Origin of the sequence: Thalassospira australica, from assembly GCF_044790785.1 — a bacterium.
GTDB classification, from domain to species: domain Bacteria; phylum Pseudomonadota; class Alphaproteobacteria; order Rhodospirillales; family Thalassospiraceae; genus Thalassospira; species Thalassospira australica_A.
The window spans coordinates 1,723,141-1,741,873 of record NZ_CP085258.1 but is presented as its reverse complement, the minus strand read 5'-3'; the positions used below and the strand labels follow the sequence as shown (position 1 = coordinate 1,741,873).

Sequence of the window (18,733 nt, the reverse complement as noted above, 5' to 3'; positions counted from 1 at the left end):
GGGTTTTATCTGTTGTAACGCGGCCCGGAACCGGACGCGAGGCATAAGGCTTGAAATAACCCGGAATACCGGTTTCACAACTCTTTGCAGTGAAAAAACCTTGAACCCGGTGATCTGAAATGCTTTGAGTTATAGAACAAATTCAAGGCCCCGCGCGCCTTCACCCCCGGCGCATCCAAGGAGAAAAGCCACCCATGTCAGATAACCGCCCGCAAAAGCCCGCGACAAAACTGGTCCATGCCGGTCGCCGTTCCAGTGAATATCACGGTGTGGTCAACCCGCCGGTTCTGCATGCCTCGACCATTCTGTTTGAAACCCTGGCCGATCTTGAAAAGGCCGGGGCATCCGCACCGGGCAAGGTGACTTACGGGCGGCACGGCACCCCGACACGCTTCCTGCTTGAAGAGGCGGTTGCCGAACTTGAAGGCGGCTTTGGCACCCTGTGCGTATCGTCCGGTGTGGCGGCGATCACCAATGCGATCCTGGCCTTTGTCAAACCGGGCGATCATATTCTGGTGACCGACAGCACCTATTACCCGACACGCAATCTGTGCAACACGTTTCTCAAACGCTTTGGCGTTGAAACCGAATATTACGATCCGACCATCGGCGGTGATATCGCGGGGCTCATTCGCGACAATACCGCCCTCGTCTGGTGCGAAAGCCCCGGCTCTCTGACCTTTGAAATGCAGGATATCCCGGCGATTTCGGCCGCAGCACACGCACGCGGGGTCAAGGTCTTGCTTGATAACACCTGGGCATCGCCGATGCTGTGCCGCCCGTTTGACATGGGGGTTGATGTATCGATACAGGCCGGCACGAAATACATCGTCGGCCATTCCGATGTCATGCTCGGCACCATTACCACCGCAACCGAAGAAGACCTTCTGACCATCAAGAAACAGATCATCATATCGGGTGACGCGGTTGGCCCCGATGATTGCTATCTCGCACAACGCGGGCTTCGCACCCTTGGTGTGCGCCTGCGCCAGCATCATGAAAGCGGCCTTAAGGTCGCCCAATGGCTGCAAACCCGGCCCGAGGTCAAACGCGTCCTGCATCCGGCCCTGCCCGACGATCCGGGCCACGCCATCTGGAAACGCGACTTCATCGGCGCATCGGGCCTGTTTTCCTTTATCCTGAAACCGGTCACAAAGGCGCAGCTTGCCAATATGGTCGATCACATGGATCTGTTTGGCATGGGATTTAGCTGGGGCGGCTTCGAAAGCCTGATCCTGCCGTCTGATCCGAAAAACATCCGCACCGCGACCAAATGGGACGAAGACGGCCAACTGATCCGCCTTCATATCGGCCTTGAAGACACCGACGACCTGATCGCCGATCTGGAAGCCGGGTTTGCGCGGCTGAAAATGGCCTGAGTTTTCTCAGCCCGGAACGAATATCAGGCGGTCGAAGGCTCCTGGCGTTTGACCGCCTTTTCGATGATTTCCTCGCTCCACTGGTTAAGGCTTTTACCCGCCAGCTCTGCAGCAATCGCTGCCTTCCGGTGAATATCGGGACTAACCCGCAGCATCATCTTGCCGGAATAAGGTTTTTGCGGCGTCTTGCCCATCTTGGCACAAGTATCAAGATAGTCGTCTACCGCCTCGTAAAAGGCTTCCTTCAAATCCGCAACCGTATCGGCATGAAATCCGACACGGTCCCGAATACCGGCAATATGGCCGACGAAAATCTCGTCATCGGAATCGAATTCGACGCGCGCCATATAACCTTTGTAAGTCATTGCATTCATGGCGTTACTCCTGTGCGGATCAGAAAATCACGCGCATCGCGCACCTGATACCGCTTGGCTTCTTTGGCCGGATGCGGTCGATGGAAAGTGGCGATTTCACCATCCTTTTCAAACCGGACCCGCGATCCGCTGCCTTCAATCACATTTGCACCAGTGGCTTTCAGCAAAGCCTCGATTGCCCGCCATTCAATACTGGCGGATACCGGATTGGTAAAAACTGCAATCAAGGTTTTTCTGTGCTTGCCCTGCATGCTATCATTATATGATAGCAAAATCGAAAAGCGCAATCATAATGTGATATCAGATCAGGCCACTCTGGCTTTCAGGATATGCTCGAAATCTTTCAGGGCCGCGGCGGCTGTCGCCAGCGGCTCTTCACCGCAGCCGATTGCGATTGTCTCGCCCATCGCATCGGTGGTGATACGGATCGCCTTGTTCTTGCCGCTGACCTGCGCCAGAGGGTCCGTATGGGGATAAGCCCTGACACCGACACGCGCAGAAATGGTCCCATCCTCCGCACATTCCAGACTGCCGACAAGTTTCGGGACAAGGCCCTGCGCCCGCCACGCATCAATCCTGTCCGGGGTAACGCCATGAATGCCCTCGACAACAAGGTCATCCATCACAAGCTCCGCCCCCAGACCGAAATTGGCAAAAAGCAACAGCTTGCACGCCGTGTCCCAGCCTTCGGTATCATTGCGCGTATCGGCTTCGGCAAAACCGCCTTTTTGCGCCTCTTTCAACGCTGCGTCAAAACCAACGCCTTGCGACATCATCGCATCCAGAAGGAAATTGGTCGTGGCATTCAAAATGCCTTCGACGCTCAAAATACGGCATCCGCTCAGGCTATGTTCAACCAAATCAATGGTCGGCAGGGCCGCGGCACTTGCGCCGCTAAGCTTTAAAATCGCCCCCGATGCCTTTGCCAGATCGCGCAATTCCCGCCCACTATGAACCAGTGCGCCCTTCGAAATCACTATCGTGTCTCGCCCGGCTGACAAGGCCGAATGAATATAGGCAAGCCCCGGCCCCCCGGTGCGAAAATCACTCGGCCCGGCTTCAATCAGGACATCCGCCCCGGACGTGCCGATAAAGTCCGGCCCGCTCAGGCCCGGCTCCAGCGCATCAAACTGATCGGCGCTAAGCCCGTTTGCATCAAACAGGCCCGAACGCGATCCGCACACCGCCACCAGACGAACATCGGCACCATAAAGGCTGCGGTAATGCGCCCGCCGTGCCAAAAGCAGATTTGCCGTGGCGCGCCCAACGCCCCCCAAACCCGCAATCGCAACCTTGATCACCCGCATATTGTCCGTCCTTGTTTCATATCTGACAGCGCGTTTTCGCCTGCCTTGCGCGTAATCCAGACATTACCGATACCGGCTTATCCCCGGAAATGCTTGATCACCGGCGATGCCATCCCGACCAGCAGGAACAACCCCGCCGCCGAAATCACGATGCTGGGCCCCGCCGGGCTATCGACATGCCATGACAGGCTGATCCCGGCCATAACCGATGCCGCCCCGAACAGGGCCGCACCGATTGCCATCTGTTCGGGCGTTCTGGCAAAAAACCGCGCACTGGCGGCCGGCACGATCAAAAGGGCCGTGATCAGAAGAACCCCGACAATTTTGATCGCCATGCCGATCACAAGTGCCATCAGCAACATGAACACCAGACGCAGCCGCTCGACCGGGATGCTTTCGGCCGCCGCAATTTCCGGGCTGACGGTCAGTGCGAGCAACGGCCGCCACATCCAGACCAGCACCAGAAGAGCCAATCCACCGCCCAGCCCCAGAAGCCAGATATCACTGACATTAACCGCCAGGATATCGCCAAACAGATAAGCCATCAGGTCAACCGCAATCCCCTGCACAAAGGCAAGGGCGACCATGCCAAGGGCCAGTGTCGAATGTGCAAGCATCCCCAGAACCGTATCACTGCCAAGGCGGCTTTGCCGTTGCCCGATGGCAAGGATCAGAGCCGCCGCAAGACAGGTGGCAATCATCCCGATCCGGACATCCACCCCCATCAAAAGCCCCAACGCCACACCCAGCAACGCCGAATGCGCCAGCGTATCGCCAAAAAACGCCATCCGCCGCCAGACGATAAACGCCCCGAACGGCCCACAGACAAATGCCAGCAAAATCCCGCCGATCACCGCACGGGTCAGAAAATCATCCATCATTGCGGTCGCCATATCCGATCTTTTTCGTCGATTTCTTCTTCATGATGATGATGTCCATGCGCGCACCCCGGCCCGTGGACATGGCCCTGCCCATGATCATGACCATGATCATGCCCGCCATCGACAACATGCCCGGCAAGGTCATGTTCGTGGTCGTGCGCATGGGTATAAATGCCAATCGCATCCGCCGCCCGGTCGCCAAACAGCGACCGGTATTCAGGATGCTGGCGCACGGTTTCAGGAATGCCGGAACAACAGACATGCCGGTTAAAGCAAACCACCTGATCGGTTTTCGCCATCACCAGATGCAGATCATGCGAAATCATCAGAACCGCACAATTAAGCTCCGCCCGGATATCATCGATCAGGCGGTAAAGTTCCGCCTGCCCGGTCACATCCACCCCCTGGGTCGGCTCGTCAAGCACCAGCAATTCCGGGCGCAGCAACAGGGTCCGCGCCAGCATCACGCGCTGCGTCTCGCCCCCCGAAAGGCTGCTCATCTGAGTATCGATCACCTGGCTGGCACCGACCTGTTCCAGAACCTTCTGGCAATCGCTGCGCGATGCAGAACGGGTCAGCGTCAGGAACCTTTTGACCGTCATCGGCAGAACCTGATCAATCGCAAGCTTTTGCGGCACATAGCCGATACGAAGGCCCGACTTGCGCACGACCTCCCCGTGATCGGCGCGCTGCAAGCCCAAAAGCGTCTTGACCAATGTTGATTTGCCCGCCCCGTTCGGCCCGATCAGGGTCATGATCTCGCCCGCATTGATCGACAATGTGACGTTATCAAGCACCCGTTCATTGCCAAATGAAAGGATCAGCCCCCGCCCCTCAATGAGTGGTGCAGTCATGGCACAGGCCCTTGATTTCAACAGTTGTGGCTTCGATCTTGAATCCGACCTGTCTGGATGCCTTGCGCACCGCAATGCTCATATCCTCATCCACCGCCTCGGCCACCCGGCCGCATTTCGTACAGATGAAATACTGCCCCAGATGGTCACAATCGGGCCGGTCACAGCCGAAATAGGCATTAAGCGACTCAATACGATGCACCAGCCCAAGATCGGTCAGGAATTCCAGCGCCCGATAAACCGTGGGCGGTTGCACCCGCTGCCCTTCGGATTGCAGCGCATCCAGCAGTTCATAGGCCGTCACCGCCTTGTGCGATTGCCAGATCAGGCTGAACACCTTTCGGCGCATATCGGTAAAACGCGCATTTTCCGCCTCGCAGACTTTCTCTGCCTGCGCGATTGCGCTATCGATACATCTGTCGTGATCGTGGCCCTTTTTCGGGAAAAGATCGGTCATGTCGCACATCCGAAGTCACGCCGGGCGATTTGCATTAATCTGCAAAAAGCCATGGCACAGGGTGATATGTTATAATATATCATTTCTTGACGCCACTGCCGCGAAAAGTCAACAACCATCGACCGGAGCTTTCGATGTCCGAGACCACAAAAGCCGCCAACGCAAATATTGCCGACAAACTGAAATTTAATGAAAGCGGCCTGATCCCGGCAATCGCCCAGCAGCATGACACCGGCGAGGTCCTGATGATGGCCTGGATGAACCGCGATGCGGTGATCGAAACGCTTGAAACCGGCCGGGTGTGCTATTACTCGCGCTCGCGCGGCAAGCTCTGGCGCAAGGGCGAAAGCTCCGGCCAGGTACAGAAACTGATCGATTTCCGCTATGACTGCGATCAGGACACGGTTCTGGTACAGGTCGATCAGCTTGGCGTCGCCTGCCACACCGGGCGTCGCAACTGTTTCTATTTCGCCGCCCGCGATGGCGAGGAAGTGGTGATTTCCCAACCCGAAATCGCCGTCGAAGACCTTTACGGCAAAAAGTAAGCATCACATGGCGATTTCCGACGAACAGTTTGACCGCGTTGCCACCACCGTCATCACGGGCTTCCTTGGCAGTGGCAAGACAACCCTGCTCAACGCCCTTCTGGCACAGGATGGCATGGCAAAGACCGCCGTTCTGATCAATGAATTCGGCGAAATCGGCCTTGATCACCTTCTGGTGCGCGAAGTGTCCGAGGATGTCGTATTGCTGAATTCCGGCTGCATCTGCTGTTCGGTGCGCGGTGATCTGATTTCCGGTCTGCGTGATCTGTTTGTCAAACGCACCCGTGGCGAGGTCCCGGAATTCGACCGGGTGATCATTGAAACCACCGGTCTTGCCGACCCCGCCCCGATCCTGCACACCCTGATGACCGATCCGCTGCTAACCGCGAAATTCCGCCTTGATAGCGTTGTCACCACCGTCGATGCCCTGCATGGCGCGGGGCAGCTTGATGACCATCCCGAAAGCGTCAAACAGGCCGCCGTCGCCGACCGCATCCTGATCACCAAATCCGATCTGGCCGACGTTGAAACACGGACATCCCTTGAATCCCGCCTGCGCCAGCTTAACCCCGCCGCCCCGATCCATGCCGTCACCATGGGCGATATTGACCCGGCCAAGCTGTTCAATGCCGGGCTGTATGACCCGGCCACCAAAAGCATGGATGTGCAGAAATGGCTGCGTGACGAGGCCTATGAGCAGCACGGCGACGATCATCAGGATCATGGTCACGGGCATGATCACGCGCATGACCACCACGGCCATGATCACCACCACCACGCCCATGCACAAGACGTCAACCGGCATGACGACCATATCCGGTCCTTCTGCATCACCTTTGACGAACCGCTGCATTGGGACGCGTTTGTCACCTGGGCGGAAATCTTCACCCAGATGCGCGGCGAAAGCCTTCTGCGTGTGAAGGGCATCCTGAACCTTGTGGGCGAAAGCAACCCGGTTGCGATCCATGCCGTGCAGCATGTTTTTCATCCGCCCGCCACCCTGCCGGCCTGGCCCGATGACGATCACCGATCAAAAATCGTCTTCATCACCAGGGATCTCGGGCCACAGGTGATCCGCGATTCCCTCTATCACCTGAATGCCGCCGTCTCGGAAACCGCCGAAAAATCCTGATTTTTTCGGCATTTGAGCCATATCAAGGCATTCAACCGGCAATTGGACGAAATTGATCTTGGCTTGATACAGCCTCACTCCAGGGTGCGGCCTCGTTAATCTGATCGAAATGGTCGCCCGGATTTGTGCGGATGCGCGAAGCGAAATCGCAGGAAGATATATATCTTTCAAGATTTTGCGACAAAGCAGCCCGTGCAAATCCGGGCGATCCGAAGGACAACCGTTATAATTGCGAGCTCCTGCGTCAAATCCCTTGACCGGGGGTGCATCCCGCTCTGCGGGTTTTTCCTTGTATCTCGCAATTATAACGGCTGCCATTCCGGTCAGATTAACGAGTCCGCACCCTCAGTCCTGAACTTTGGGCGGCCCATTAATTGCGGTCGCCCTTTTTCTTGCCGTTTTTCACCGGCATTCTATCCCCTCGCCAAACCGAAAGAGAGCCTCAATCATCCAACCGTACAGGTTGCGATGCCGCTGCACTGCACTAAATTTGGCACAAACAACGACTTATCTTTGTGACAGCTCTCAAAACAATCAAACAAATCAAATCGAAGGGGGTAGAACATCATGATTTTCCGGAACTGGCAGGGTACAGAAATTCCGGCCCTCGGGTTGGGAACATACGAGCTCGATAACGCAGCCGCCGAATACATGGTCGCCGAAGCCGCCAAAATCGGCTATCGCCATTTTGACACCGCCCAGATGTATCATAACGAGGAAGGGGTCGGTCGCGGCCTGAAATCATCCGGCCTTGCGCGCGATGATTATTTCCTCACCACCAAAATCTGGCCCGACAATTTCCAAAGCGGCGATCTGCAAACCTCCGTGGTCGAAAGCCTGCGCAAGCTTGACCTTGATCATGTCGATCTTTTGCTGCTCCATTGGCCCAATGATGAAATCCCGCTGCGCGAAACCATCGCAGCACTCAACGAGGTCAAAAACCTCGGCATGACGCGCCTGATCGGGATTTCCAACTTCCCGACCGCCCTGATCGAACGCGCCGTCGGCCACAGCGATTTTCCCCTTGCGGTCAATCAGGTCGAATATCACCCCTATCTTGACCAGTCCAAGGTGCTTGATTGCCTGCGCAGTCATGACATGCTGCTGACGGCCTATTGCCCGCTGGCACGCGCCAAGGTGATGAATGACGAAACGCTGGCCGCAATCGCCAAATCCTATGGCAAATCACCGGCACAGGTCACCCTGCGCTGGCTGCTGCAACAGGATGGCGTGATGGCGATCCCCAAATCGGGCTCGCCCAAAAATGCCAAGGCCAATTTCGACATCTTTGATTTCGAGCTGTCGGACGCCGACATGGCCGATATCCACGAACTCGCCCGGCCCGATGGCCGCCTGATCGATCCGGAATTCGCCCCGAAATGGGATCAGGCCGCCTGAACCAGCGGCACCGCCCACCCCCGTCATTCCCGCGAAAGCGGGAATCCAGACAGCGGAAAAGAACAAAACCACCAAGACCGGCCCCCGACAGGCCGGTCTTTTGCGTTAAATCCCCCCGCCCCGCCAAAAACCGCCGAATTTCCCCCGGTCACCACCCCCGGCTTGTTTCGCACATGCGAAAAGCGTAATTTGACAGTCTATTCAATCCTTGGGCCCGTGATCGCTTCATGACCAGCACCACAACCAACACAGCCGAAACCACCAAACCCGATCTCGGCCATCGCCTGTACGAGGATGTGCTGGCCCTTCTGCTCGGCACCATGGTCGTGTCGCTCGGTGTGATGCTCTATAGCGAAAGCGTGCTCGTCACCGGCAGCACGGCGGGGGCGGCCCTTCTGATCGAACATGCCACCGGCATCGGCTTTGGCGTGATCTTCTTTGCGATCAATCTGCCGTTTTACGGACTGGCGTTTAAACGCATGGGGCTTGCTTTCACGATCAAGACCTTCATCGCGGTCGGGCTTGTCTCGGTATTTTCAAAACTGATGCCGATGTGGATCGATTTCTCGATGCTCAACCCGATCTTCGCCGCGATTGCCGGGGGTGCATTGATGGGGATCGGCCTTCTGATGCTGTTTCGCCATCGCGCGGGGCTCGGCGGGATCAATATCCTCGCCCTGTATCTGCAAGAACATTTTGGCATCCGCGCGGGTTATTTCCAGCTCGCCATCGATCTGGTCATCCTCGCCTGCGCCTTCCTGACCCTGCCGTTTGACAAGGTCCTGCTCTCGATCCTCGGCGCGGTCGTGCTCAACCTGATCATAGCACTTAACCACCGCCCGGGCCGCTACCTCGCCGCGCGATGACCCGTCCAAACGCCACCTTACTGATATTTGCGCCGCCGAAAGGCCGCTGGATCAGCGGGCGCAACCACCAGACGGATATAACTTCCCCACATCCTAATTTACCATTCTGGTAAATTAATCTGGACAGGAATGATTGGCGAGTTTACCATTTTGGTCATCTTGTGATGCGCAAACCGTTCGGAAGGAACCCCGTTGCCGATCAGGGATATCAAGCACAGGGGCCTGCGCGAACTGTTTGAAAACGGACGGTCGCGTTATGTTGACAAACGTTTCCAGAAAAATGCCCTGCTGATCCTTGATCATCTTGATGGCATCGCCGATCTCGCCGACTGCATGGGGGTTCGGAAATTTCATCCGCTGATCGGCAATCGTGCCGGGCAATATGCCATGAGTGTTTCGGGAAACTGGCGCATCACCTTTACATGGGACGGCAAGGATATCGTGATCCTTGATCTGGAGGATTATCACTGATGAACGCACCCCGACCGCTTCGCCGCAATCGCCGCCCGACCCATCCGGGCGTGATCCTGCGCGAACATTACCTTGTGCCCCGTAAAATCCTGCAAAAGAATTTCGCCGATGATGTCGAAATCAGCGAAAAACACCTGAGCCGTATCATCAACGGCCATGCCCGTATTGATGCCCCGCTGGCCGCCCGCATCGCCAAAACCCTTGGCACCACCACCCTGTTCTGGGTGAACCTTCAGGCATCGGTTGATGCCTGGGACGGCGAACAGGCCGAAGCCGACTGGCAACCGCAAACGGTGTATCCGCCGGAACGGGCTGCGAGCTAAATTCCTGGGGCTCATATGAGCGACAATGAAATTAGACGGCATAAAATCATGAAAGATGTAGATAAACACAAAAATGAATCATCAAACACAAACCTTCTGATTTTATTTGGCTTCGTATTAGGAATGTTCGCGGGAGTAGCAGTGTATTCTATTTTGGAATACGAAGATAAAATCGACTCCCCGATGGTGGCATCAACAATCGCAATAGCAATATTCACCGCTGCACTTTGCGCCCTGCAATGGAAATACTCACAACATCAAAAAATTGTATCAAGGGCTAATTATTCGGTATCGCTTCACGACAAGCGCGTTGAAACATTTCATGCAGCTCGGCAGTACCTACTTTATATTCGGTTCGAAATTACGACAGACAAGGAAATTCGAAACAAGGCCCAGCGGCTGATCTCAACAGCAGACTTTATCTTTCCGTCGTCCGCGTTCGAATACCTGAAAGAACTAGTTCAAAAATGCGACGATTATGAAATCACTAGCCTTAAATATAACCGATATATTTCTCGACCAGATCGTACTCCGGCCATAGAAAAAAGAATCAATCACTATTGCCAACGGCTTGAAAGTCTGGACGAATGGTTCAATAAGCATGGAACGGAAAAAGCCTTGCGAGAGGCACTCGGCAAACATCTAACGTTGCCCTCAAGCATATAAAAATGGCGATCCCTGCAGGACTCGAACCTGCAACCTACAGATTAGAAGTCTGTTGCTCTATCCAGTTGAGCTAAGGGACCGCTGTGGGGGCCGGTTGGTGCCCCGGGGCAAAGCATTGGACGCCTGCCCGGCATGATAATCATTTCAGTCTTTAACGTCTTCTGTCAGACGAACGGGGCGGAAACCGCCCCGATAATGGTGATCGACCGCCTTGCTGGCCGAAGGATCAGACGACGCGCTTGAACGCGAAGTTATCGGCATAGGCCTGCACCCGGCGGACGCGCGATTTCGGCTGTTCGATATCGGCAATCAGCTTGTGACGGGCGGCAAATGCCTGTGCTTCTTCAAGGGTATCGAAATACATGCGCACCTGGCCACGGGTATCGGTCGAACCGATCCAGCCCATAAGCTGATCGGCAACCTTCTTTGCACCCGGTTCAAATTCCATCACCCAGTGTTTGGTCGCCGCACGACCGGACTGCATGGCGTTTTTGGCAGGTTTGTAAACACGGACCTTCATCGGGACCCTCGTCTTGACCGTCGGATAAGATGATAACATCGCGGGGCTCTCTAACACCCGCTGTCTCTTCATCTTTTACACCTTTTGCCAACACATGAAAACGTGTCCGTATGACAAAAGGGAAAAATGGTCGGGAAGGCGAGATTCGAACTCGCGACCCCCTGCTCCCAAAGCAGGTACGCTACCAGACTGCGCTACTCCCCGACGCGGATGTGGATTTAGCACCATAATTCCGCACGGGCAAGACCGCATTATGCGTTTTTTGCCCGGATCGGAAATAAAATGCAGGCCAAAAACCAAAGGCCGCAGAGATCATCTGCGGCCTTGCTATTGCTGATTGATTGCGCCGCCATGACAAGGCGGTGACAAAGCCCTCGCAAAACCGCCTAGCGCGGCAGCCCCTCGACCTTCTCACCAACCTCGAAACCAAGGCGATCCGACGCCCCGCCATTCAGCTCCAGAACAAAGCGCACCGGCTTTGGCCCCGGAATGATGGTTTCGGATTTCGGCACGGTGCGTTTTTCAATCCCGACGATCACGCCATTCTGGTCGATAAACAGCATATCAAGCGAGATGAAGGTATTCTTCATCCACATCGAAATGTCGCTGGGGCGGCCAAAGTCAAACAGCATCCCGGCATCCTCGGCCATTTCGGTGCGGAACATCAATCCGCGCGACCGTTCATCGGGTGTAACCGCCAATTCAACATTGAAAACCTTGCCATCCACCAGCAGGCGCGATCGTTCAAACCCCGTCGCCTTTGCATTCAGTCCCGCCACAACGGCAGCACTGACAAAGCAAACGACCAAGGCCATTTGAATGAACGACTTCATAACCCATACCCCTTCAGTCTTTGGACGCGTGTCCTGACTTCGTCACGTATGTCCCCGCCGCGCCACGGATCTCTAATGCTGGTCAGCATTTTTTCGTCCGGCTGCTTTCCACGGCTATGTGCCCATTTTATGGCACGCAGGATATTTTCCGCTGTGACGGATAACACAGGTGGTATTTCGATTTCGTTTACAACCGCCCACACCCCGGACCAACAGCGCGCAACCCCGTAAGGATTATATCCTCCGCCCCCCAGTACAAGACATCCGGGCGCCATTTTGATCATGGCCCCGACCACGTCCCAAATGGCCTGATTTCCCAGCATCTGTCTGGATAATGGATCTTCTGCTAATGTATCACAACCACATTGTAAAACAATGGCTTGTGGTGAAAACTTCTGCGCAAGTGGCAGGAAATACTCGTTCAGGACATAGCGCATTTCATCGTCATGCATGCCGCTTGGCATCGGCAGGTTGCGCGCCATTCCCCCCGCAATATCATCGATATGCCCGGTTTTCGGCCAAAGCCCTTCCTCATGCATGGAAACGGTCAGAACACGGTCATTATCGGCAAAGGCAATCTGCACACCGTCCCCGTGATGGGCATCAATATCAAGATAAAGCACCCGATCCAGCCCCGAATCGAGCAATTCAAGAATGCCCAGAACCGGGTCGTTGAAGTAACAGAAACCCGATGCCCGGTCGCGCAAACCATGATGCGTGCCCCCCGCCGGATGATGGATGATCCCGCCATCGGCAATCAGTCGCGCCGCCATAATCGATGATCCGGCGGCTGTCGCCGGACGCCGGAAAATTTCCGGATAGATCGGATTGCCGTTTTTCCCCAACCCGTACCGCACCATCATTTCCTCGGGCAGCATCTGGTCGCGTTCGGCCTGTGCGACGGCGGCAATATATTCGGGATCATGAAACCGCGCCAGTTGCGCGGGCGTCGCCACCGGCCCGGTCAGATAATTATCCCCATCGACCCAGCCCATCGCATGCACCAGATCAACCACCAGCGATACCCGCGGGATCGCCAGCGGATGCTTCGGCCCGTAACTCGACCCGCGATAAATCTCGGCCGCGATCATGCGCGGACGAATATCTGCGCACCGTTGATCGGGATACTTCAGGACGGGATCATCAGATAACATCGGCACCAGACAGACATGGTTAATGCGGGTTCACAGCATGAACCCGGAACTCTGCCCGGGGAACACTTTCTGTTTCCTTAAAAACCGCTTCCTGAATGCCGCGCCATGCCATCGGGCAAACTGACCGCCGGGAAATCACCTGTCCGACTTGTGCTCGGGCTTGCCCTTGCGCTGGCCGGATGCCAGTTCCTCAAGCTCCTCCTCGGACATGCTTTCTTCCATCTCGCGCGCGGCCCCCGTCAGTTCGCTCTTTTTCGTCTCCCCACGCTTGACCGAAAGCGCCAGACCGGCAGCCTTCTGCTGGGATTTCGATTTTGCAGGCATTGTATCGTCCTTCGTTACCGTTTGCCCTGTTTATCAAACAAACCAGACCGGCACGTGTTCCGAAAAGACAATAAAAACGCGGGCGCATGCTGCACCGCCCCACCCCCTCACCCGGCCACAGCCGCCCTTGGCCGGATGATCTTGCCGCTTTGGCGCTGCTCGAACAGATGCGCGATCCAGCCTGCCATGCGACCGACGGCAAAAATGCCAAGCCCCGCACCTTTCGGAAGATCAAGCTCGCGTTCGAGCAACGCCAGCCCGAAATCAAGGCTGGGATATTGCCCGGTTTCATCCGTCACCCAGTCCGCAATCCGCGCCCAGAACGCATCACCAACCTGTCCGCAGGATTGCATGATCGCGCGCGTGCGCGGATCACCATCAGGATAAAGCGGGTGCCCGAAACCGGGCGGCACGCCATCGCGTACCGGATCGATATTGCGTTTTTCCACCCGGTCCATCCATGCCCGGCAACGCGGTGTTAACCCGCCATGCCGCGTGCCCGATAAAGTCGCCAGCCCCGCCAGCAACGATGCCGGGACACTTGCGCCCGCCGATGCTGCCACCCGCACCGCATAGGCCGACGCATTCAATTCATGATCGGCACACAGCACAAGTGCCCGGCGCAACAGATCCACCGCCTCAGGCCGTTTTGACCAGGCCCGCGCCAGCATCACATGGATCGGACTTTCACCGTCATCGCGCATACCGGCGGCGGCCAATGCCGCAAGCCGCATCAGCTTCGCCGCAACCGGGCGGCCATCCCCGGCAGGGTGGTTTGTCACCTCGCCCGCCATCATCGCAATCATCCGGTCAAACGGTGCGGCATGGTTGGCCGGGATGAAATCGGGCGCGCAACACCGATCCTGATCGACCCGCAACCCCGCCAGAAGCCGCGCGGCATCCTCCAGCGTCATGCTGTCCGAAAGCCCCACTGCATCCTTGCCGCGATAGAAAAACCGCCCGTCGGCAATGCGGGTGATTTTCGACACCAGAATGGGTTCGCCCCAGTCAATCGTCGATGCCGCCACCGATTGCCGCGACCGGCCGCGTTTTTTGCCCGCGATGATTTTGCGCACATCGCGATTGTCATAAAGGCTTTTGCGCGCATCGCCGGGATGGGCAATGGCGCGCACGATCCCGCGGCTGACATAGGCATAAAGCGTATCGCGCGATATGCCGGTCGCCGCACAGACTTCCTGCGCCGATAGCGTGAAAAACGCCGTTTCTTTCATCGGGTCATCAAGATTTTTCATATTGATTATCTTGATCAAGATTGACGATTTGTCCAGCCCCGCATGATCCTTTGGCAATCACCCCCGCGCCACCCATGCGGGTCAAAAAGGAGAAACCAGCATGACCGCCATGACCAACCCGTTCATCACCCCGATTGCTAATGCCCTTGATCTACCGGGCGGTACAAATGCCCTGCCCGACATCGAAATCACCGGCACGGACGCCCTGCCATCCTTCTTTGCCGTGACTGATCTTGCAACGGCCTCAATGGGCATCGCGGCCGCCATGATCTCGCGCTATCGCGCTCTTGCTACTGGTGATCTGGCAAACGTGACCATTGATCAACGGCTGGCATCGAAATGGTTTGATATGACGATCCGCCCGATTGGCTGGGAACTGCCGCCGGTATGGGACGCGATTGCAGGCGATTATAAAACCGCCGATGGCTGGATACGGCTTCACACCAACGCCCCGCACCACCGCGCCGCCGCCCTGTCGGTTCTGGGTGATTACACCGACCGCGAAGCCCTTGCCCCGATTGTCGCCAGATGGAAGGCCGATGACCTTGAAACCGCAATCTTTGCGGCGGGCGGCTGTGGGGCTACCATGCGAAGCCTTGATGCTTGGCAATCCCACCCGCAGGGGGCTGCAATTGCAGCCGAACCGCTGATCGGCTGGCAGCATCACGGCACATCCGCCAAATCGCGCCACGTTATCCGGCCCGACCGCCCCTTGGCCGGGATCCGCGTGCTTGACCTGACCCGTGTTCTGGCTGGCCCGGTCGCCGGGCGGTTTCTCGCGGCCTATGGCGCGGATGTCCTGCGCATCGACCCGCCCCATTGGGACGAGGGCGCGGTAATCCCCGAAATCACCCTTGGCAAACGCTGTGCCGGGCTTGACCTCAAATCCGCCGAAGATCGCCAAACATTCGAAAGCCTTCTGGCAGGTGCCGATATCCTGCTGCACGGCTACCGCCCCGATGCCCTGCCAGGTCTTGGCTATGACGCCGACGAACTTCGCCGGATCAATCCCGGCCTGATTGATGTCACACTCTGCGCCTACGGCTGGACCGGCCCGTGGGCCAAACGGCGTGGCTTTGACAGCCTGGTACAAATGAGCTGTGGCATCGCCGATTTCGGCATGAAACAGGCCCATGCGCAAAAACCAACGCCCCTTCCCGTTCAGGCCCTTGACCACGCCACCGGCTATCTGATGGCGGCAAGCACCATCCACGCCCTGTTGCTCCGCAGCCAGACCGGCCAGATCACCACCGCCCGCCACTCACTGGCCCGCACCGCCCATCTGCTCTGCCAGACCGCACAACCGACCCGCCCCCAAACCATCACCCCCGAAACCGAAAACGACATCGCCCCGCATCTCGAAACCACAAGCTGGGGCAAAGCCCGGCGCGTTCGCTTCCCGGCCACCATTGATGGCGTCGCACATGGTTGGGATCACCCGGCAGGCAAGCTTCGAACGGCCGATCCGGTTTGGTGATGCGGTTCCAAACGGAGCCCTGACGGATGCAACAGCAAATCACACAGCCGCAAACCGGATTTCCGACAACAGGAAAGCCCGAACAAATCTCGGGCTTTCGCAAGCCTCGCTGCCTGCTCCGGCCACTTCCGCCAATGCCATGACCACGGAGCCCGGACATACCACGGGCCTCTGCCTGCCCCGCCAACTGACGACCCACGGACCGCTCACAGCCTCGCTGCCAGCTCCGGCCACGGCGGCAACTTGCCACCCCGGCGTCCAGACACACCTCGGGCCACCGCCATTTTCGCCAGCAGACGGTCTTCGGGCGCACTGCCCCCAACCTGTCCACCACCGACGGGCCATAACCCACTGCTGCCATTGCTGCCATTGTCGCCGCTCCCGGCGAATTTAACGCTCCTTTCCCAAAAAGACGCACCTCTCCCGTCATGACAAATAAGCGTGTTTGAAACGTGTCAGAACCGGCGCGGAATGCCGCCGTAATGGCTCCGCCATCCGCCAATCAATATCCGGCGGATTGCTCTGTCGCCCTGTCCGTGTCTGTGTATGTATCTTTGCCGCCGCATCCTGACCCCCTCTCTAATCCGGCCCCAAACGCAAAAACCCGCAGAGCCTATATGGCTTTGCGGGTTTTGGTCCGGGTGCATTTCTCCCGTTGATTTTTCTCTTATGCCACAAACAAAAGAACAAATCAAGAACTTTTTTCCAATGCTTGACGTTCCGCCATGATCTGCGCATAGTCCCGTCATCTCCAGGGGGGCCAATCGTGAATCGGCTGAGAGGTTCGGTGTTGCCGGACGACCCTTTGAACCTGAACCGGTTAAGACCGGCGTAGGAAGGATCGCATGCGCAAGACAGAACCAGCGCCGACCCCGGCAGCCTCCTTAAATCCCCCCGTCATGTCGGGCAATACGACGCCGTTTGATATTCATCTGCGCGGCGGTCGCGTGGCCTTTAACGGCGACGATATTTTCCATGATCTTGATCTGACCCTACCCGCCAACAGCATCACCTGTTTGCTGGGTCCCTCGGGTGTCGGCAAAAGCACATTATTGCGCTATCTCGCCGGGCTGGTCGATGGCGAGGCTGGCGGGGATATTGCCTGCTCGGATGGCAGGCCCCTTTTCGGCCGGGTTGCCTATATGGCGCAGCAGGATTTGCTGCTGCCGTGGCGGAACGTCCGGGAAAATGTCGTTCTGGGCGCGGTGCTTCGCAATCAACGCCCCGATCTTGCACGCGCCGATGCGCTGATTGCCAAGGTCGGACTATCGGACGCCGCACATTTGCGCCCGGCCGAACTTTCCGGCGGGATGAAGCAGCGTGCCGCCCTTGCCCGCACCCTGATGGAAGACCGCCCGGTCGTCCTGATGGATGAACCCTTTTCCGCCCTTGATCCGCTTAACCGCATGCGCCTTCAGGACCTTGCCGCACGGGTATTGCGCGGCAAAACGGTTTTGCTGGTGACCCATGATCCGCTCGAAGCCCTTCGGATCGGGGATCGCGTTCATGTCTTGCGTGGTACCCCTGCCGTACTGAGCGACGCCATGCTTCCGGCGGGCACCATCCCGCGCGATGTCACCGATCCGGAAATCCTCCGCCATCAGGCCGAACTGCTCCGTCAGCTCGGCGCCACCGCCGCAGAACTCAACCGGGCGGAGGATCTGGCATGACCAACCGACCAACATCCCGCACCCCGCTGACCGAACGGCGTCTGCTGAAACTTGCCCGTCCGATCATCATCATCGCCGCCCTGATCGCGACATGGCAGTTTGTTGTGACCGTCACCGGCGCGCCGAAATATATGCTGCCCGCCCCCTATGAAGTCTGGCTGACCCTGATCAAGCGTCATGACGTGTTGCTTGACCATGCCAGATACACGATTGCCGAAACCGTGATCGGGCTTTTTGCCGGGGCGGCATTGGGGGCCTTGGCGGCCCTTCCGATGGCGCTTTTTGCCCCCGTTCGGTTCTGGCTGATGCCGATCTTGCTCGTGTCGCAGGCGATCCCGTTTTTTGCGCTGGCCCCGCTTCTGGTATTATGGCTGGGCTTTGGTCTGGGCTCAAAAATCGCGATGGCGGCCTTGATCATTTTCTTCCCCGTCACGGTCGCGTTTTTTGACGGGTTATCACGCACCGAACCGGGCTTCCTCGATCTTGCGCGCACCATGGGTGCCAGCCGCTGGCGGTTGCTGACCCATGTGCGCCTGCCCGCCGCACTGCCTTCATTTGCCTCGGGTTTTCGGGTCGCAACCGCGGTTGCCCCCATCGGGGCGGTGATCGGCGAATGGGTCGGATCAAGCCACGGGCTTGGTTATCTGATGCTGCATGCCAATGCGCGGGTTCAGATCGATATGGTCTTTGCCTGCCTTCTGATCCTGTGCGCCTTTTCAATCACGCAATATTTCCTTGTCGACCGCGCCTTACGCGCGGCTTTGCCCTGGCAGCCCGACAGCCTGAAACCGGCAAGATAAAGCCAATTCCCCGCCCGAAACCGCGGGGCAAAACATCACAAATACACAC

General features: G+C 57.3%; 22 protein-coding genes, 2 tRNA genes and 1 riboswitch. Of the genes, 11 read left to right on the top strand and 13 right to left on the bottom strand.

The features are described from left to right. Nucleotides 1-194 precede the first annotated feature (194 nt). Nucleotides 195-1,379, top strand: a complete 1,185-nt coding sequence (gene metC / locus LG297_RS08390) for a cystathionine beta-lyase (RefSeq protein WP_404426460.1) — start codon at nt 195-197, stop codon at nt 1,377-1,379. A gap of 23 nt (nt 1,380-1,402) precedes the next feature. Here metC and LG297_RS08385 read toward each other — a convergent pair whose 3' ends face one another. From LG297_RS08385 to LG297_RS08360, 6 genes are all read right to left on the bottom strand, one after another. Next, on the bottom strand, nt 1,403-1,753 hold the full coding sequence (locus LG297_RS08385) for a type II toxin-antitoxin system HicB family antitoxin (protein ID WP_404426459.1): 351 nt from the start codon (nt 1,751-1,753) through the stop codon (nt 1,403-1,405). Then, a complete protein-coding gene (locus LG297_RS08380) occupies nt 1,750-1,980 on the bottom strand; it encodes a type II toxin-antitoxin system HicA family toxin (RefSeq protein WP_244205018.1) in 231 nt (76 codons plus the stop codon). The genes LG297_RS08385 and LG297_RS08380 overlap by 4 nt, the downstream gene beginning before the upstream one ends. A gap of 78 nt (nt 1,981-2,058) precedes the next feature. Beyond that, nucleotides 2,059-3,060: a homoserine dehydrogenase gene (locus tag LG297_RS08375; protein ID WP_404426458.1), complete on the bottom strand. Its 1,002-nt coding sequence runs from the start codon at nt 3,058-3,060 to the stop codon at nt 2,059-2,061. A 77-nt stretch (nt 3,061-3,137) separates the two neighbouring features. Next, on the bottom strand, nt 3,138-3,953 hold the full coding sequence (locus LG297_RS08370; RefSeq protein WP_404426457.1) for an iron chelate uptake ABC transporter family permease subunit: 816 nt from the start codon (nt 3,951-3,953) through the stop codon (nt 3,138-3,140). Continuing rightward, complete coding sequence (znuC, locus tag LG297_RS08365) at nt 3,938-4,795, bottom strand: zinc ABC transporter ATP-binding protein ZnuC (RefSeq protein ID WP_404426456.1); 858 nt, start codon at nt 4,793-4,795, stop codon at nt 3,938-3,940. The genes LG297_RS08370 and znuC overlap by 16 nt, the downstream gene beginning before the upstream one ends. Beyond that, on the bottom strand, nt 4,776-5,252 hold the full coding sequence (locus LG297_RS08360; RefSeq protein ID WP_404426455.1) for a Fur family transcriptional regulator: 477 nt from the start codon (nt 5,250-5,252) through the stop codon (nt 4,776-4,778). Before LG297_RS08360 ends, znuC begins: the two co-directional genes overlap by 20 nt. 134 nt (nt 5,253-5,386) lie before the next feature. Between LG297_RS08360 and hisI the strand changes: the two genes are divergently transcribed. From hisI to LG297_RS08325, 7 genes are all read left to right on the top strand, one after another. After that, nucleotides 5,387-5,797, top strand: coding sequence for a phosphoribosyl-AMP cyclohydrolase (gene hisI / locus LG297_RS08355; protein ID WP_404426454.1), 411 nt, complete (start codon nt 5,387-5,389; stop codon nt 5,795-5,797). 7 nt (nt 5,798-5,804) lie between these two features. Further along, nucleotides 5,805-6,929 (top strand): CobW family GTP-binding protein, encoded by a 1,125-nt coding sequence (locus LG297_RS08350; protein WP_404426453.1) that lies wholly within the window; start codon nt 5,805-5,807, stop codon nt 6,927-6,929. Nucleotides 6,930-7,496: 567 nt separating this feature from the next. Beyond that, nucleotides 7,497-8,327 carry an aldo/keto reductase gene (locus LG297_RS08345; RefSeq protein ID WP_404426452.1) on the top strand — a complete coding sequence of 277 codons (831 nt, stop codon included), beginning with the start codon at nt 7,497-7,499 and terminating at the stop codon, nt 8,325-8,327. 227 nt (nt 8,328-8,554) lie between these two features. Further along, nucleotides 8,555-9,193 carry a YitT family protein gene (locus LG297_RS08340; RefSeq protein WP_404426451.1) on the top strand — a complete coding sequence of 213 codons (639 nt, stop codon included), beginning with the start codon at nt 8,555-8,557 and terminating at the stop codon, nt 9,191-9,193. A 192-nt stretch (nt 9,194-9,385) separates the two neighbouring features. Beyond that, nucleotides 9,386-9,664 (top strand): type II toxin-antitoxin system RelE/ParE family toxin, encoded by a 279-nt coding sequence (locus LG297_RS08335; RefSeq protein ID WP_404426450.1) that lies wholly within the window; start codon nt 9,386-9,388, stop codon nt 9,662-9,664. Next, nucleotides 9,664-9,987: a HigA family addiction module antitoxin gene (locus LG297_RS08330; RefSeq protein WP_404426449.1), complete on the top strand. Its 324-nt coding sequence runs from the start codon at nt 9,664-9,666 to the stop codon at nt 9,985-9,987. The genes LG297_RS08335 and LG297_RS08330 overlap by 1 nt, the downstream gene beginning before the upstream one ends. Before the next feature lie 15 nt (nt 9,988-10,002). Beyond that, nucleotides 10,003-10,653, top strand: coding sequence for a hypothetical protein (locus tag LG297_RS08325; protein WP_404426448.1), 651 nt, complete (start codon nt 10,003-10,005; stop codon nt 10,651-10,653). 3 nt (nt 10,654-10,656) lie between these two features. Here LG297_RS08325 and LG297_RS08320 read toward each other — a convergent pair. The 7 genes from LG297_RS08320 to LG297_RS08290 form a co-directional block, all read right to left on the bottom strand. Next, nucleotides 10,657-10,733 (bottom strand) — tRNA-Arg (locus LG297_RS08320). Nucleotides 10,734-10,879: 146 nt separating this feature from the next. Continuing rightward, complete coding sequence (locus LG297_RS08315; protein ID WP_062951849.1) at nt 10,880-11,173, bottom strand: ETC complex I subunit; 294 nt, start codon at nt 11,171-11,173, stop codon at nt 10,880-10,882. 127 nt (nt 11,174-11,300) lie between these two features. Then, nucleotides 11,301-11,377 (bottom strand) — tRNA-Pro (locus LG297_RS08310). Nucleotides 11,378-11,559: 182 nt separating this feature from the next. Next, nucleotides 11,560-12,006: a DUF192 domain-containing protein gene (locus LG297_RS08305; protein ID WP_404426447.1), complete on the bottom strand. Its 447-nt coding sequence runs from the start codon at nt 12,004-12,006 to the stop codon at nt 11,560-11,562. Beyond that, complete coding sequence (locus tag LG297_RS08300) at nt 12,003-13,160, bottom strand: acetoin utilization protein AcuC (RefSeq protein ID WP_404426937.1); 1,158 nt, start codon at nt 13,158-13,160, stop codon at nt 12,003-12,005. The genes LG297_RS08305 and LG297_RS08300 overlap by 4 nt, the downstream gene beginning before the upstream one ends. Before the next feature lie 135 nt (nt 13,161-13,295). Further along, nucleotides 13,296-13,484, bottom strand: coding sequence for a DUF3008 family protein (locus LG297_RS08295; RefSeq protein WP_404426446.1), 189 nt, complete (start codon nt 13,482-13,484; stop codon nt 13,296-13,298). 107 nt (nt 13,485-13,591) lie between these two features. Next, complete coding sequence (locus LG297_RS08290) at nt 13,592-14,737, bottom strand: citrate/2-methylcitrate synthase (protein WP_404426445.1); 1,146 nt, start codon at nt 14,735-14,737, stop codon at nt 13,592-13,594. 100 nt (nt 14,738-14,837) lie between these two features. Between LG297_RS08290 and LG297_RS08285 the strand changes: the two genes are divergently transcribed. The 3 genes from LG297_RS08285 to LG297_RS08275 all read left to right on the top strand — a co-directional run bounded on the left by LG297_RS08285 (nt 14,838) and on the right by LG297_RS08275 (nt 18,684). Further along, nucleotides 14,838-16,214, top strand: a complete 1,377-nt coding sequence (locus LG297_RS08285; protein WP_404426444.1) for a CoA transferase — start codon at nt 14,838-14,840, stop codon at nt 16,212-16,214. 743 nt (nt 16,215-16,957) lie between these two features. Then, a riboswitch (TPP riboswitch) is annotated at nt 16,958-17,069 on the top strand. Beyond that, on the top strand, nt 17,060-17,884 hold the full coding sequence (locus tag LG297_RS08280; RefSeq protein ID WP_404426443.1) for an ABC transporter ATP-binding protein: 825 nt from the start codon (nt 17,060-17,062) through the stop codon (nt 17,882-17,884). (Overlaps the previous riboswitch by 10 nt.) Then, complete coding sequence (locus tag LG297_RS08275) at nt 17,881-18,684, top strand: ABC transporter permease (protein WP_404426442.1); 804 nt, start codon at nt 17,881-17,883, stop codon at nt 18,682-18,684. The genes LG297_RS08280 and LG297_RS08275 overlap by 4 nt, the downstream gene beginning before the upstream one ends. The last annotated feature ends 49 nt before the right edge of the window (nt 18,685-18,733 follow it).